We start from the raw sequence: 14,660 nt of genomic DNA, 5'->3' as shown, positions 1-14,660 counted from the left end.
GTTGTCGCTAATCATAACACCACTAATGTGGCCTTACGCTGATTATTCTATTGGCGATGGTTAAACCATACCTTATCAATGTAACGGAGTTTACCATTAAATGGCTTATAAGAATGTGTTTTGACCATGAAATTGTGCTCTTGTACATAATATTAACATGTTACCCATGAATAAGTTGAATAAGTAACCTAGCGTCCATACCGCCAAAGGCGATAAATCTTAATTTCCCCATGATTAGTCCGTGTTAATTTGTGTTCAACGGCTCTACACTGATTTACCTGTTAAAGATAAACGGATGCATTTTCTGATGATGCCAACATTTAGCCACGATTATTACGATGAACTGCCGGGTTTCTATACCGAGCTTAATCCAACGCCTTTAACACAGTCTAGGCTGCTGTATCATAGTCAGCCGTTAGCGCAAGAACTGGGATTGGATAACGCACTGTTTGTTGGCGATAACCAGAAAATATGGTCAGGGGAACGACTGCTGCCGGGTATGAAACCGCTGGCACAAGTTTACAGCGGTCATCAGTTTGGTGTCTGGGCCGGTCAATTAGGCGATGGGCGCGGTATCTTATTGGGTGAGCAATTACCTGAACATGGGCCTAAAGTGGACTGGCACCTGAAAGGGGCAGGGCTCACACCTTATTCACGAATGGGGGATGGCAGAGCGGTGTTGCGCTCGGTAGTTCGAGAATTTCTGGCTTCTGAGGCTTTGCATTATCTTGGCATTCCAACCACCCGAGCATTGACGATTGTCACCAGCCAACAACCAGTATTTCGTGAACAGCCGGAACGTGGTGCCATGTTAATGCGCATTGCGGAAAGCCATATTCGCTTCGGTCATTTTGAACATTTTTATCATCGCAATCAGCAGGAGCAGGTTCAACAATTGGCTGACTACGCGATTGCTCATCACTGGCCGCAGTTGGTTGGTCAGAGCGATAGCTATTTTCTATGGTTTAAAGATATCGTTGAACGTACCGCCAGATTGATTGCCCAGTGGCAGTCCGTCGGTTTTGCCCATGGGGTGATGAATACCGACAATATGTCGATTTTGGGGCTTACCATCGATTTTGGCCCTTACGGTTTTCTGGATGATTACAACCCGCAGTATATCTGTAATCACAGTGATTATAATGGGCGATACGCTTTTAATAATCAGCCATCGGTGGCCTATTGGAATCTACATAAACTGGCGAATGCGTTATCTGGATTGATGACCATGGAACAGTTGCAGGCCGGATTGGCCGCGTATGAGCCTGCGTTAATGAGCGCTTATGGTCAACTGATGCGCGCCAAACTGGGTATGTTTACTACAGATACGCAGGATAATGATTTATTAAATCAACTGCTGGATTTAATGGCCAAAGAAAAACGAGATTATACCCGGACATTTAGTTTACTCAGTCAGGTAGAACAGTCTGATAGTCAGGTTGCCCTACGTGATGAATTTATCGATCGCCAAGCGTTTGATACATGGTATCAGGCATATCGAGGGCGTTTGCAGCAGGAACAGGTGAGTGATGAACAGCGCCAGCAGACCATGAAGTCAGCTAATCCTCAGCGTATTCTGCGCAACTATCTTGCCCAGCAAGCTATCGAAGCCGCAGAGCAAGATGACATTAGCATACTGGCTCACCTTCATCAGGGATTGCAGGTGCCTTATCAGGACGCTACTGAATTTGATGACCTTACCGCGCTGCCGCCGGAATGGGGAAAAACGCTGGAAATTTCCTGTTCCAGCTGATTTTTTGGTGAAATTGGTAAAATATCGCCGCCGGCGTTGATTGTTTAGTGCGCCGGTTCCCCTTCAGGGTGTATACTCCTCGCCCAGAAAATACACCCATCCTTTTTTTGTTCTAACTACGTAAGTATTCGCAACTATCATGAAGTTTATCATTAAGCTGTTCCCAGAAATTACCATCAAAAGCCAGTCTGTTCGTATGCGCTTTATTAAAATACTCACCGGAAGCGTCCGTAACGTATTAAGGCAGCAGATTGAAGAGTGTGCCGTGGTGCGCCACTGGGATTATCTGGAAGTCAGAACCAAAGATGAGTCAAATGCGCCGATTATTCGTGAGGCATTGACGCGAATTCCGGGTATTCACCATATTCTGGAAGTGGATGAACGTCCGTATACGGATATGCATGATATCTTCGAGCAGACGTTAGCGAACTATCGCGAGCAATTGGAAGGCAAGACTTTCTGTGTACGTGTAAAGCGTCGCGGTAAGCAACCTTTTAACTCGCAGGACGTAGAGCGTTACGTTGGCGGTGGCTTGAATCAACATATTGAATCGGCCAAAGTTAATTTGACCAAGCCTCAGGTCACGGTGCGTTTAGAAATTGAAGACGATCGTTTGATTCTGGTTCAGGCGCGTTATGAAGGTTTAGGTGGCTTCCCGATTGGTACTCAGGAAGATGTACTTTCTCTGATTTCCGGCGGTTTCGATTCTGGCGTCTCCAGCTATATGTTGATGCGTCGCGGCTGTCGTGTGCACTACTGTTTCTTCAATTTAGGTGGGGCAACCCATGAAATTGGGGTGAAACAGGTGGCTCACTATATTTGGAACCGTTTTGGCAGTTCGCACAAAGTACGCTTTATTTCCGTGGATTTTGCTCCAGTGGTTGGCGAAATTCTGGAGAAAGTGGACGATGGCCAAATGGGCGTGGTGCTAAAACGCATGATGGTCAGAGCCTCATCTGCAATTGCCGAGCGTTATGGCGTGCAAGCGATTGTGACCGGTGAAGCGTTAGGTCAGGTTTCCAGTCAGACATTAACCAATTTGCGTCTGATTGATAATGCATCCGATACGTTAATTCTGCGTCCGCTCATTTCCCATGATAAAGAGCATATTATTAATATGGCTCGTCAGATTGGCACAGAAGATTTTGCTAAAACCATGCCTGAGTTTTGTGGTGTGATTTCCAAAAGCCCAACGGTGAAAGCAGTGAAAGAGAAAATTGAGGCTGAAGAGGCCAAATTTGATTTCACTATTTTAGAGCGTGTGGTGGCAGAAGCGGTGAATATTGATATCCGTCAGATTGCCGAGCAGGCTCAGCAGCAGATTACTGAGGTTGAGACCGTCGCTGCTTTTGGTGCTAAAGATGTGATTATTGATATTCGTTCGTCTGAAGAGCATGAAAGCCAGCCGTTACAACTGGAAGGCGTTACGGTACAACATATCCCATTCTATAAGCTTGGGAGCGCATTCAGTGAACTGGATAAATCCAGAACTTACCTATTGTATTGCGATCGTGGGGTAATGAGCCGGTTACAGGCACTTTATCTACAAGAGCAAGGATACAATAATGTGAAAGTGTATCGCGCCTGATTTTATTGATATAGCAGGATGTTGGGCGTTTTTACCAGCATTCTGGTTATCAATCATCGGTGTTTTTAAGCGGAGCAATATGCTCCGCTTAATCATTTAGAGATAGGCATAGATACCGGGGGCAACCACCAGCTGTTCTGCGACTTCCGCTGCTTTTTCCCGATTAACCAGTAATTCAATTAGCTTTAGCCCAAAATCGATAGAGGTGCCCAGCCCTTGGCTGGTGACTAAATTGACGCGAGCGTCAAAATTGACCCGTCGATCAACCCATTTATCGGCCGGGATAAGATGTTTAAAGCTCGGATTGACCGCCATATTACCAAGCGGAAACAGATTATGGTGTTCCAAGACTAGTGCGGGTGCGGCACAAATGGCCGCCACAATATTTCCACTCATATGCGTTTGGCGTACTCTTTCTACCAAGAGCGGGCTATCGCGAAAACATTCTGCCCCTTTCACTCCACCGGGTAAAACCACGGCATCGAAATGTTGATCGACGACTTCGACCAGTGGGTAATCAGCGAGCAGTTTAACGCCGCGGGAACAGACAATTTGCAGACAGCCGTCACCTTCTACACTGGCGGTAACCACTTCGATGCCACCGCGCACCAATAGATCGATAGTGGTGACGGCTTCAGTTTCTTCGCTACCGTGGGCCAGACAGACTAATGCTCTTGGTGCCATGTGATGTTCCTTAATCAATAAGACTATCGGTCAAAAATGTTGCCGATGTCATCGCGTGGGGGTTAGAAAAATACTTGTAGATTATATAATTAAAAGTAGAAGATTTAAAATTGATGTAAACATCATGTTGATTTTAACCGCGTTTCAGCGACAAAGCGCAAGTTTTATTACTATTTCGATTTAAACAAATTTTACACCTGCTATTATCCCCACTTACATTAATAATAGGTAATAAGATATGAAAAAGTTTATTTTAGTTTGTGCGGCTGTTTTTATGTTGGCAGGGTGTGGTGGTGATAAAATTGATGGCTCAAATCGGGCGGCAATGGAAGCCTCTGTTGAGAAAATTATGAAAGCATTACCTGAGGAAAAACAGAAAGAGTTTGCTGGTTCTCTGGTGTTGATTTCATTAAAAGAGATGATGTCAGCCAAGTCAGAAGATGAAGGGGAAAAAGCACTGCTTAAAGCGCTAGGTGGTAAGAGCGCTGATGAGATAATCAAGGCCGCTGAAGAGATCAAAGCTAGCGGCAATAAGTAGTTTTTTGACATCTTGCCGCCCACAGCTGTGTTGAGGGCGGCAGATAAAACAACAGTATGAATTCTTTAGGGTATAAACAATCGGCATGCAGGCGCTTTGATTTTATTCTAATTTATTAATTATAATAATATTTGATGATTTTCATTGGCCATTTTTTATGGGTAGTATGATCTGTCATTAAAATAGCCAGAATTAAAAAGGAATAAATTATGCCATCTTTCGATATTGTTTCCGAAATTGAGATGCCAGAAGTTCGTAACGCCGTTGAGAATGCGAGCCGTGAATTGACCAACCGCTGGGATTTCCGCAATGTGCCAGCCAGTTTTGATCTGAATGAAAAGAACGAAACGATTAAAGTTTCCAGTGAATCTGAGTTTCAGGTACAGCAACTGTTGGATATTCTGCGTGACAAGCTATCTAAGCGAGGCATTGAAGGGGCTTCTATGGAGATCCCGGATAGTATGGATCACAGCGGCAAAACCTACAGTGTTGAAGTGAAGTTAAAGCAGGGTATTGAATCAGATATCGCTAAAAAAATTATTAAGCTGGTCAAAGACAGCAAGCTGAAAGTTCAGGCACAAATTCAGGGCGACCAGGTGCGTATTACTGGTAAGTCTCGTGATGATTTACAGGGTGTGATGGCGCTAGTGAAGAATGGTGAATTGGGGCAGCCGTTCCAGTTTAATAATTTCCGCGACTAAGCCGTTATCCCGATTGAATTGGCCTCAGCAGGTTTCATTTCTGTTGAGGCCTTTTTGTTTTACCCGATCTAAAAAGAACCGCAGATGGCCTTTTTAGTTGGCAGTTTTTTGTCGAATCGCCAAATAATCCAGTAGACATCCCATAATAATGCCAATCAAGCACAGCAAACCGCCAAGGCTCAGCAGCACCTCTTTGAGATAGTAAAAAGCACTGAAGTCTGCCGCGGACCAAAACAGGAGAATCAACCAAGTGCCTAGTAAAACTGCGCCAGCAATAACCAGACGAATGGCGGAGTGATATTGCTGTGAAAAGTGCAGGCGAGGCAGGAAGCTATCGTTTTTCTGGGTGTACTCCAGGGTTTGTCGGCAAATAGCCAACAGGAATAAGCCAGGAAGGGCCATAACAATGGTGAACAGATAAAACAGCGGCCAGTCGTAATGTTCGACGAACCAGCCGGCAACGGGGCCAACATAAACCCGACCAACGGCAGACAGCGCGGATAGCAGGGCGAATTGCGTAGCAGAGAATGACCGGTTACACAGGGTCATCAGCAAGGCCACAAAAGCCGCGGTTCCCATCCCGCCACACAGATTTTCGAAGAAAATAGCGCTGCCCATGGTCATGATGTTTTTATCCGTCACCGCCAGTATCCAGTAACCGAAGTTGGATACGGCTTGCAGGATGCCAAATAGCATCAGGGCACGGAATAAGGTTAAGCGTTGCATCAGGATGCCGCCAATCAGTACGCCAATGATGGTGGCAAGCAGGCCAAGGGTTTTATTCACCAAGCCCACTTCACCGGCATTAAAACCAACGCCGCGAATCAGAAATGTCGTGCTCAGGCTGCCAGCAAAGGCATCACCCATCTTATATAACACGATCAGCAGCAGAATTAGCCATGCGTTATTGCGACCAAAAAAGTCCTTCAGTGGCTCAACAATGGCCTGTTCAATGGTGCGTGGTGTAGCGATCTCGGATTCAGGTTCTTTTGCCCATAACGTAGCGAAAACACCAATAAACATCAGTAATGACATCAACCAATAGGTTGAACGCCAGCCGATATAATAGTGAGCGATCCACAGAGCTAAACCGCCGGAAACCAGCATCGCTAAGCGATAGCCGAGCACTGAAATCGCCGCTCCGTTTCCCCGTTGTTCGGCGCTGAGGACATCGGTTTTATAGGCATCAAAAACAATATCTTGTGAGGCCGAAAAGAAGGCAATCATGACCGCTAACGCCGCCATCAGCCAAAGGTCATGCTGTGGATTCAAGCATCCGATAGCAAAAATCAGAATGATCAGCGATACCTGAGTTAACAGCATCCAGCCACGGCGACGACCAAGAAATGGCAGGCTATAGCGGTCCATCAACGGAGACCAGAGGAACTTGAAAACGTAGGCCTGACCAACCAATGAGAAAAAACCAATGGTGGTCAAATCCAACCCAGCCACGGTCATCCATGCTTGTAAGGTGCCGGATGTTAACGCCAGTGGTAAACCTGAAGCGAAACCAAGCAACAGGAGAACCGCGGTATTGCGTTGAGTAAAAACTTTAAAATAGTGATGAGTCATAAGGTTTGTTAACCCCTACCGTTGAAAGTAGGGGATTGTGTCAGATTACCCACGGGCGTTTTGACGAATGAAGTCACTGATACTGGTATCCTGAGACATTTCATTGATGAGGTCGGTTAACGCATCATTGATTACGTTCTCGATATTCTTATTGGTGGCGCGAAAGGCCCCTTTAGTATTGTGAGTAGAGCGGAAATTTTTGGTCTGCTGGGAACCGTTTTTAGCCTGGCAGATAATGGAAATATCGGCTTTAGTGGTAATGTTATAGCGCAAATCACCTTCTTGAACATCAGCAAACAGGTTATTAATCACCACTTGAACACTCACGCTGCCTTCTGGGCCAACCATATAACCACGGGCACGAATTTGTTTTTCCAGCGCTTCCTGTAACAGGAACCGCATATCGCGCGACGGCGTTAAAGACAGCATCTGACCTTCACGGTTTACTTTAGCTAGCGCGCTATCCTGACGTAGATCGGCACTGGTAATGCTGATTGTCGCCCCCATCAGGCTTGGATCTTGCTGGGGTACATTCATGGTCGGATTAATATTCAATGTGGTATTCGGACGGTTTGAACAACCGGCTAAAATAAATAGGGCCAGTAATGGGAAAAGGATGCGTTGGAACATAGTCATTTTTTTCACGGTAAACCTTTTAGATTCAATTGTTATTCCATTTGTACCGCTTTGATGGTTGCATCAGCAGCTGATACCTGAACAATAAGAGCCAACAATGGCTTATTAGTTCAACAGCACGTTTCATTCATTATGGCATGGAAAAATGCGCAAAGAGCAAAACGGGCTATATCATATCATTGCTCTGGTGGTGGGGAAGAGGGAACAGAGTGAATTCAGTTAAGTTAAGCGATTTTTTTCATGCCTGAACCGGTTTGATTGGATTTAAGGGGGAAAATTATCGTCTTAATATTAACTCTGCTGAAAAAAGGCTACTATTGACGCCGACTGAAAAGCGTATGGGATTGAATGAATCATGATGCAACAAACAATTGAGCAAAAATTAGCAGCGCTATCGCCGGTTTATTTAAAGATCATCAACGAAAGCGATCGACATAATGTTCCCGCAGGTTCCGAGAGCCATTTTAAAGTGGTGATTGTGTCCGCTGCGTTTGAAGGTAAACGTCCGGTTCTACGTCATCAAATGGTGTATCAAATTTTGGCGCAAGAGCTACAGCAACAGGTTCATGCACTGGCGCTGCATACTCATACGCCAGAAGAGTGGCAAACTCAGCAGCATGCTATTCCTGCTTCTCCAGAATGTCGAGGCGGCAGTAAGAACGCATAACAACATGAATTTATGTGAAAATTGGCGTTAAAAATAGGTGGTGATGGTTTTTTTTCCACCTTGTCAGGCCACGTTGGGTCAGGATTTGGGGGCATAATTGTGATTTATCTGGCATCTATCCCTTCTCTTTTCTCGACTCATTAACAATGCGCGGCTATAATGCTGCGTCTAATTTTCCGGACTTTATTCGGGATGCTTCTGACAAAAGGGATAGGGTACCGTAAAGCGCGGCCGTCCCGGTCTTAAGAGGCGTTTTCAAAATAGCTCAGTGCATATATTGAAAATAGCTTCTGGAGTTGACCGAGCACTGTGATTTTTTGAGGTAACAAGATGCAAGTTTCAGTTGAAACAACTCAAGGCCTAGGGCGCCGTCTGTCAATCGTTGTCGCAGCAGACATGATTGAAGAAGCAGTAAAAAAAGAGCTGGTTGATATCGCTAAAAAAGTGCGCATTGATGGTTTCCGTAAAGGAAAAGTACCAATGAACATCATCGCTCAGCGTTATGGCGCTTCTGCACGTCAGGATGTGCTGGGTGAGCTGATGCAGCGCAATTTCATTGATGCCATCATCAAAGAAAAAATTAATCCGGCTGGTGCACCAAAATATGTACCGGGCGAATACAAACTGGGTGAAGACTTCAGCTATGCAGTTGAGTTTGAAGTGTATCCAGAAGTTGAACTGAAAGATTTAGACAGTATTGAAGTCGAAAAACCAACAGTTGAATTAGGTGAAGCCGACGTTGAGACTATGCTGGATACTTTACGTAAGCAGCAGGCAACCTGGAAAGAAACCGAAGCCGCAGCGACTGCTGAAGATCGCGTCACCATGGATTTCACCGGTTCAATTGACGGTGAAGTGTTCGAAGGTGGTGAAGCGACTGATTTTGCACTGGCAATGGGTCAAGGCCGTATGATTCCTGGCTTTGAAGAAGGCGTTGTTGGTCACAAAGCAGGTGAAGAGTTCGTTATCGAAGTGACTTTCCCTGAAGATTACCATGCTGAAAACCTGAAAGGTAAAGCGGCTAAGTTTGCTATCGTTCTGAAGAAAGTTGAAGAACGTGAACTGCCTGAATTTACTCCAGAATTCATTTCTCGCTTTGGCGTGAGTGACGGTACGCTGGATGGCTTAAAGGCTGAAGTGCGTAAAAATATGGCGCGTGAGCTGAAAGGCGCAATCCGTAACCGCGTTAAGACTCAGGTTATTGACGGTCTAATCAAAACTAATGAAGTTGATGTTCCTGCTTCACTGGTTGATGGCGAAATCGATGTATTGCGTCAGCAGGCTGCACAGCGTTTTGGTGGAAACCAAGAACAAGCTATGCAATTGCCGCGTGAATTATTCGAAGAGCAAGCTAAACGTCGCGTTATCGTTGGTCTATTATTAGGTGAAGTGATTCGCAAGCATGAGCTGAAAGCCGATCAAACTCGCGTTAACGCTCTGATTGAAGAAATGGCTTCTGCTTACGAAGATCCACAAGAAGTGATCGAGTTCTATAATAAGAACAGCGAACTGATGAACAATATGCGTAACGTTGCTCTGGAAGAAGAAGCAGTAGAGACTCTGCTGGCTAACGCTAAAGTAACTGAAAAAGCAATGTCATTCAGCGAGTTAATGAATCAAACTCCAGCGGCATAATATTGCTTTGAGAGCAGGTAGATAGTTGACTTCGTCGCTATTCTTCTGCAAATATGGCTCGGGGGCTCTGTTTCCGGGCCATTTTTCTATCAGGAGATTCTAATGTCCTACAGTGGCAATCTAAATAATATTTCATCAAGTATGGAGCAGAGCATGGCTTTGGTGCCAATGGTCGTTGAACAAACTTCTCGCGGAGAGCGTTCCTATGACATTTTCTCCCGCCTGCTAAAAGAGCGTATTATTTTCCTGAACGGTCAGGTTGAAGATAATATGGCTAACTTGATTGTGGCGCAGTTATTGTTTTTAGAATCAGAAAATCCGGAAAAGGATATTTTCTTATATATCAACTCACCGGGTGGTGTTATCACTTCAGGTATGGCGATATATGACACCATGCAGTTTATTAAACCGGATGTGAGTACCATGTGTTTGGGGCAGGCATGCTCAATGGGTTCTTTCCTGTTGACTGCGGGTGCCAAAGGTAAGCGTCTGTGTTTACCGAATGCGCGCGTTATGATTCACCAACCGCTCGGTGGTTATCAGGGACAGGCTTCAGATATTCAAATTCATGCGGAAGAAATGTTAAAAGTTAAAAACCGTATGAATACGCTAATGGCTCATCATACTGGACAACCGCTTGATAAGATTGAGCAAGACACCGATCGAGACAGATTCCTGTCAGCACAGGAAGCTCTGGAATACGGCTTGGTCGATGAAATTGTCACTACTCGGTTGTAATCATCACCCCTGAACACCATATATAGATTTATCAGGCTATATGAAAAGTTGGGTATACTATAGTGATAATAGGTCGTATACCTCTCGTTGATTCAGGGGAATGACGCAGGATGCACCAAGAAAAGATTAAATTTATGAGGTTGACTGATGACAGATAAGGGCAAAGACGGTTCAGGAAAGCTGCTGTACTGTACCTTCTGTGGTAAAAGCCAGCATGAAGTTCGCAAGTTAATCGCTGGCCCGTCAGTGTATATCTGCGATGAATGTGTTGATTTATGTAACGATATTATTCGTGAAGAGATCAAAGAGCTGATACCACACAGAGAACGCAATGCGTTACCGACGCCACATGAAATTCGCCAGCATCTGGATGATTATGTAATCGGTCAGGATCAGGCTAAAAAGGTTCTTGCGGTCGCAGTTTATAATCACTACAAGCGTTTGCGTAACGGTGACGGTAACAGCGATATCGAACTGGGCAAAAGTAATATTTTGCTGATCGGACCGACCGGTAGCGGTAAAACGTTGTTGGCAGAGACGCTGGCGCGTTTACTGGATGTGCCTTTCACCATGGCTGATGCGACAACGTTAACTGAAGCTGGTTATGTGGGTGAAGACGTAGAGAATATCATCCAGAAACTGTTGCAAAAATGCGATTATGACGTTGAGAAAGCACAGCGCGGTATCGTCTATATCGATGAAATTGATAAGATCTCCCGTAAGTCTGATAATCCGTCAATTACTCGCGATGTTTCCGGCGAAGGTGTACAACAGGCTCTGCTGAAACTGATCGAGGGCACCGTTGCTGCTGTTCCACCTCAAGGTGGTCGTAAACATCCGCAGCAAGAGTTTTTACAGGTAGATACCTCCAAGATTCTGTTTATCTGTGGTGGTGCATTTGCCGGTTTAGATAAAGTGATTGGCCAACGGGTTGATACAGGTTCTGGCATAGGTTTTGGTGCTAAGGTGAAGAAAGAATCAGATAAAGCTTCAACCGGTGAGCTATTCAGACAGGTTGAACCTGAAGACTTGATTAAGTTTGGTCTGATTCCTGAGTTTATCGGCCGTTTACCCGTGGTTGCTACGCTAGGTGAACTGGATGAAGCGGCACTGATTCAGATTTTAAAAGAGCCGAAAAATGCCTTAACCAAACAGTATCAAGCGCTATTCCACATTGAAAATGTGGAGCTGGAATTCCGTGATGAAGCGCTGAATGCGATTGCGAAGAAGGCAATGTCACGTAAAACCGGCGCTCGTGGTCTGCGTTCTATTGTTGAAGCGGCATTGTTGAACACCATGTACGACATTCCTTCAATGGAAAACGTCGAGAAAGTGGTCATAGATGCATCGGTGATTGATAATAATTCAGAACCTTTGCTTATCTATAGCAAACAAGAAGCTCAGGCTTCTGGTGAGTAAATGAGCGTCAGGGGCAATAACAAATTGGTGCAACAATTTTGTTACTTATCTCTGCGTTAAGCGTAAAAAGCAGGAGAATGTTATTCTCCTGTTTTTTTATCTTTACTGACCGTTGAATGTAAATTAATTGTCCCCATATACTCTTGCATGTATTACGTTGATAGCGTATCCCCATTTTCGTTAACATTTTTGGGTTGGCGGAAAACGAACAAAGAGAGAGCTCTATGAATACTGAGCGTTCCGAACGCATTGAAATCCCCGTACTGCCACTGAGAGATGTTGTGGTTTATCCGCACATGGTAATTCCACTATTTGTCGGCAGGGAAAAGTCTATTCGCTGTCTTGAATCGGCAATGGAGCAGGATAAAAAGGTCCTGATGGTTGCGCAGAAAGATGCCACGATGGACGATCCTGGCGTTAACGATTTGTTCTCTGTGGGAACCGTTGCCTCTATTTTGCAAATGCTGAAGCTACCTGATGGTACGGTAAAAGTATTGGTAGAAGGCTTGCAGCGCGCGCGTATTACCACATTGACTGATAACGGCGAACATTTTGCTGCTCAGGCTGAATATATGCCGAGTACCAGCATTGATGAGCAAGAGCAGGAAGTGCTGATCAGAACGGCGGTGAATCAGTTCGATGGCTACATTAAATTAAATAAAAAGATACCACCGGAAGTTCTGACCTCTCTTAACGGTATTGAAGATCCGGCTCGTCTGGCGGATACCATCGCTGCTCATATGTCGCTGAAACTCAGTGACAAACAAACCGTATTAGAAATGATCGACGTGGGAGAGCGTCTGGAATTTCTGATGGCGATGATGGAATCTGAAATCGACCTGTTACAGGTTGAAAAGCGCATTCGTAACCGCGTTAAAAAGCAGATGGAGAAAAGCCAGCGTGAGTACTATCTGAATGAGCAGATGAAGGCCATTCAGAAAGAGCTGGGTGAAATGGATGATGCGCCGGATGAAATTGAAACGCTGAAGCGTAAAATTGAAGCGGCCAAAATGCCGAAAGACGCTCGGGAAAAAACCGAAGCGGAACTGCAAAAGCTGAAAATGATGTCACCAATGTCTGCCGAAGCCACTGTGGTGCGCGGCTACATTGACTGGATGATTCAGGTGCCGTGGAATGCCCGCAGCAAAGTGAAAAAAGACCTGAATAAAGCTCAGGAGATTTTGGATACTGACCATTATGGTTTGGATCGGGTTAAAGATCGCATTCTTGAGTACCTTGCGGTTCAGAGCCGAGTCAGCAAAATCAAAGGGCCTATCTTGTGTTTGGTCGGGCCTCCAGGCGTAGGTAAAACGTCATTAGGGCAATCTATTGCTAATGCGACCGGACGTAAGTATGTCCGTATGGCATTAGGCGGAGTGCGTGATGAAGCGGAAATTCGTGGGCATCGTCGTACCTATATTGGCTCTATGCCGGGTAAACTGATTCAGAAAATGGCCAAGGTCGGGGTAAAAAACCCGTTATTCCTATTGGATGAGATTGATAAAATGTCTTCCGATATGCGTGGCGATCCGGCTTCCGCTTTACTGGAGGTGCTGGATCCTGAGCAGAACGTCGCTTTTAACGATCACTATCTGGAAGTAGATTACGATCTGTCTGATGTGATGTTTGTGGCTACATCTAACTCGATGAATATCCCTGCGCCGTTGTTAGACCGTATGGAAGTGATTCGTCTGTCGGGCTATACCGAAGATGAAAAACTCAATATTGCCAAACAACATTTGTTGCCAAAACAAATTGAGCGTAATGCGTTGAAAAAAGGTGAGTTAACAATGGACGATTCCGCCATTGTTTCCATGATTCGCTATTATACGCGTGAAGCTGGGGTACGTAGTTTAGAGCGTGAAATTTCCAAAGTTTGTCGTAAGGCAGTAAAAACCCTATTGATGAACAAGGACACCAAACACATTACGGTTAATGCCGATAATCTGAAAGAGTTTCTGGGCGTTCAACGCTTTGACTATGGTCGGGCCGATAATGAAAACCGCGTAGGTCAAGTAACGGGCCTGGCATGGACCGAAGTTGGTGGTGATTTGCTGACTATTGAAACGGCTTGTGTGCCGGGTAAAGGTAAATTGACCTATACCGGTTCGTTAGGCGAAGTGATGCAGGAATCTATTCAGGCCGCTTTAACCGTGGTTCGTGCGCGTGCCGAGAAGCTGGGAATTAACGGTGATTTCTACGAGAAACGTGATATCCACGTTCACGTACCTGAAGGTGCTACGCCGAAAGATGGCCCAAGCGCGGGTACTGCCATGTGTACTGCACTGGTTTCTTGTTTGACTGGCAATCCGGTTCGTGCCGATGTTGCCATGACAGGAGAAATTACGCTGCGTGGTCAGGTATTACCTATTGGTGGCCTGAAAGAGAAATTGTTGGCTGCTCATCGCGGTGGAATTAAAACGGTGCTGATCCCGGCGGAAAATAAACGTGATTTGGAAGATATTCCGGATAACGTTATTGCTGATTTGGATATCCATCCAGTGGAAAGCATTGAGCAGGTTCTGGCGCTTGCGCTACAAAATCCTGCTTTTGGAGCCCAACCTGTGGCACCAAAAAAGTCAAAAAAGTGATGCAGAGCAAATTTTGTTGATAAAATCAGGGCTGGCAAGGGATTTCTCTCTTGCCAGTTTTTTTGAGTATCGTTAAATTAATGCATTGAGCTTACTTGCTATCGCTTGTCTGGCTTGATATAAAAGCAGTGGTGTCGT

Annotated in this window: 12 protein-coding genes; 9 read left to right on the top strand and 3 right to left on the bottom strand. The window is 45.2% G+C overall.

Annotated elements, in window-relative coordinates; all coding sequences use genetic code 11:
- Positions 1-310 precede the first annotated feature (310 nt).
- Together EL341_RS11620 and thiI are read left to right on the top strand one after the other, a co-directional pair.
- Entirely contained in the window at positions 311-1,753 is a 1,443-nt protein-coding gene (locus EL341_RS11620; RefSeq protein WP_074822837.1) for a protein adenylyltransferase SelO, read from the top strand.
- Positions 1,754-1,892: 139 nt separating this feature from the next.
- On the top strand, positions 1,893-3,341 hold the full coding sequence (gene thiI / locus EL341_RS11615; protein ID WP_074822615.1) for a tRNA uracil 4-sulfurtransferase ThiI: 1,449 nt from the start codon (positions 1,893-1,895) through the stop codon (positions 3,339-3,341).
- Positions 3,342-3,437: 96 nt separating this feature from the next.
- Here thiI and yajL read toward each other — a convergent pair whose 3' ends face one another.
- Positions 3,438-4,025: a protein deglycase YajL gene (gene yajL, locus EL341_RS11610; protein ID WP_074822619.1), complete on the bottom strand. Its 588-nt coding sequence runs from the start codon at positions 4,023-4,025 to the stop codon at positions 3,438-3,440.
- Between the two features lie 238 nt (positions 4,026-4,263).
- Between yajL and EL341_RS11605 the strand changes: the two genes are divergently transcribed.
- Both EL341_RS11605 and EL341_RS11600 read left to right on the top strand, forming a co-directional pair.
- Positions 4,264-4,563, top strand: a complete 300-nt coding sequence (locus EL341_RS11605) for a DUF6694 family lipoprotein (protein ID WP_047781503.1) — start codon at positions 4,264-4,266, stop codon at positions 4,561-4,563.
- A 209-nt stretch (positions 4,564-4,772) separates the two neighbouring features.
- Complete coding sequence (locus EL341_RS11600) at positions 4,773-5,264, top strand: YajQ family cyclic di-GMP-binding protein (RefSeq protein ID WP_047781502.1); 492 nt, start codon at positions 4,773-4,775, stop codon at positions 5,262-5,264.
- Between the two features lie 93 nt (positions 5,265-5,357).
- Here EL341_RS11600 and ampG read toward each other — a convergent pair whose 3' ends face one another.
- Together ampG and EL341_RS11590 are read right to left on the bottom strand one after the other, a co-directional pair.
- On the bottom strand, positions 5,358-6,836 hold the full coding sequence (gene ampG, locus EL341_RS11595) for a muropeptide MFS transporter AmpG (protein ID WP_126467846.1): 1,479 nt from the start codon (positions 6,834-6,836) through the stop codon (positions 5,358-5,360).
- A gap of 45 nt (positions 6,837-6,881) precedes the next feature.
- Positions 6,882-7,466, bottom strand: coding sequence for a YajG family lipoprotein (locus EL341_RS11590; protein ID WP_126468270.1), 585 nt, complete (start codon positions 7,464-7,466; stop codon positions 6,882-6,884).
- 361 nt (positions 7,467-7,827) lie between these two features.
- On the opposite strand from EL341_RS11590, the gene bolA reads away from it, so the two are divergent.
- The 5 genes from bolA to lon all read left to right on the top strand — a co-directional run bounded on the left by bolA (position 7,828) and on the right by lon (position 14,522).
- Positions 7,828-8,139 carry a transcriptional regulator BolA gene (gene bolA, locus EL341_RS11585; RefSeq protein ID WP_175474939.1) on the top strand — a complete coding sequence of 104 codons (312 nt, stop codon included), beginning with the start codon at positions 7,828-7,830 and terminating at the stop codon, positions 8,137-8,139.
- Positions 8,140-8,469: 330 nt separating this feature from the next.
- The gene (gene tig / locus EL341_RS11580; protein ID WP_047781499.1) at positions 8,470-9,774 is read left to right on the top strand and encodes a trigger factor; all 1,305 of its coding nucleotides are present in this window, start codon (positions 8,470-8,472) and stop codon (positions 9,772-9,774) included.
- A gap of 102 nt (positions 9,775-9,876) precedes the next feature.
- Entirely contained in the window at positions 9,877-10,512 is a 636-nt protein-coding gene (clpP, locus tag EL341_RS11575) for an ATP-dependent Clp endopeptidase proteolytic subunit ClpP (protein ID WP_047781498.1), read from the top strand.
- Positions 10,513-10,659: 147 nt separating this feature from the next.
- Positions 10,660-11,931 carry an ATP-dependent protease ATP-binding subunit ClpX gene (gene clpX, locus EL341_RS11570; RefSeq protein ID WP_047781497.1) on the top strand — a complete coding sequence of 424 codons (1,272 nt, stop codon included), beginning with the start codon at positions 10,660-10,662 and terminating at the stop codon, positions 11,929-11,931.
- 224 nt (positions 11,932-12,155) lie between these two features.
- Entirely contained in the window at positions 12,156-14,522 is a 2,367-nt protein-coding gene (gene lon, locus EL341_RS11565) for an endopeptidase La (protein ID WP_047781496.1), read from the top strand.
- Positions 14,523-14,660: the final 138 nt, after the last annotated feature.

The sequence above is a fragment of the Pragia fontium genome, assembly GCF_900638655.1.
GTDB lineage: Bacteria > Pseudomonadota > Gammaproteobacteria > Enterobacterales > Enterobacteriaceae > Pragia > Pragia fontium.
The sequence above is the reverse complement of the archived record's forward strand: the minus strand, read 5'-3'. Positions and strand labels throughout refer to the sequence as shown.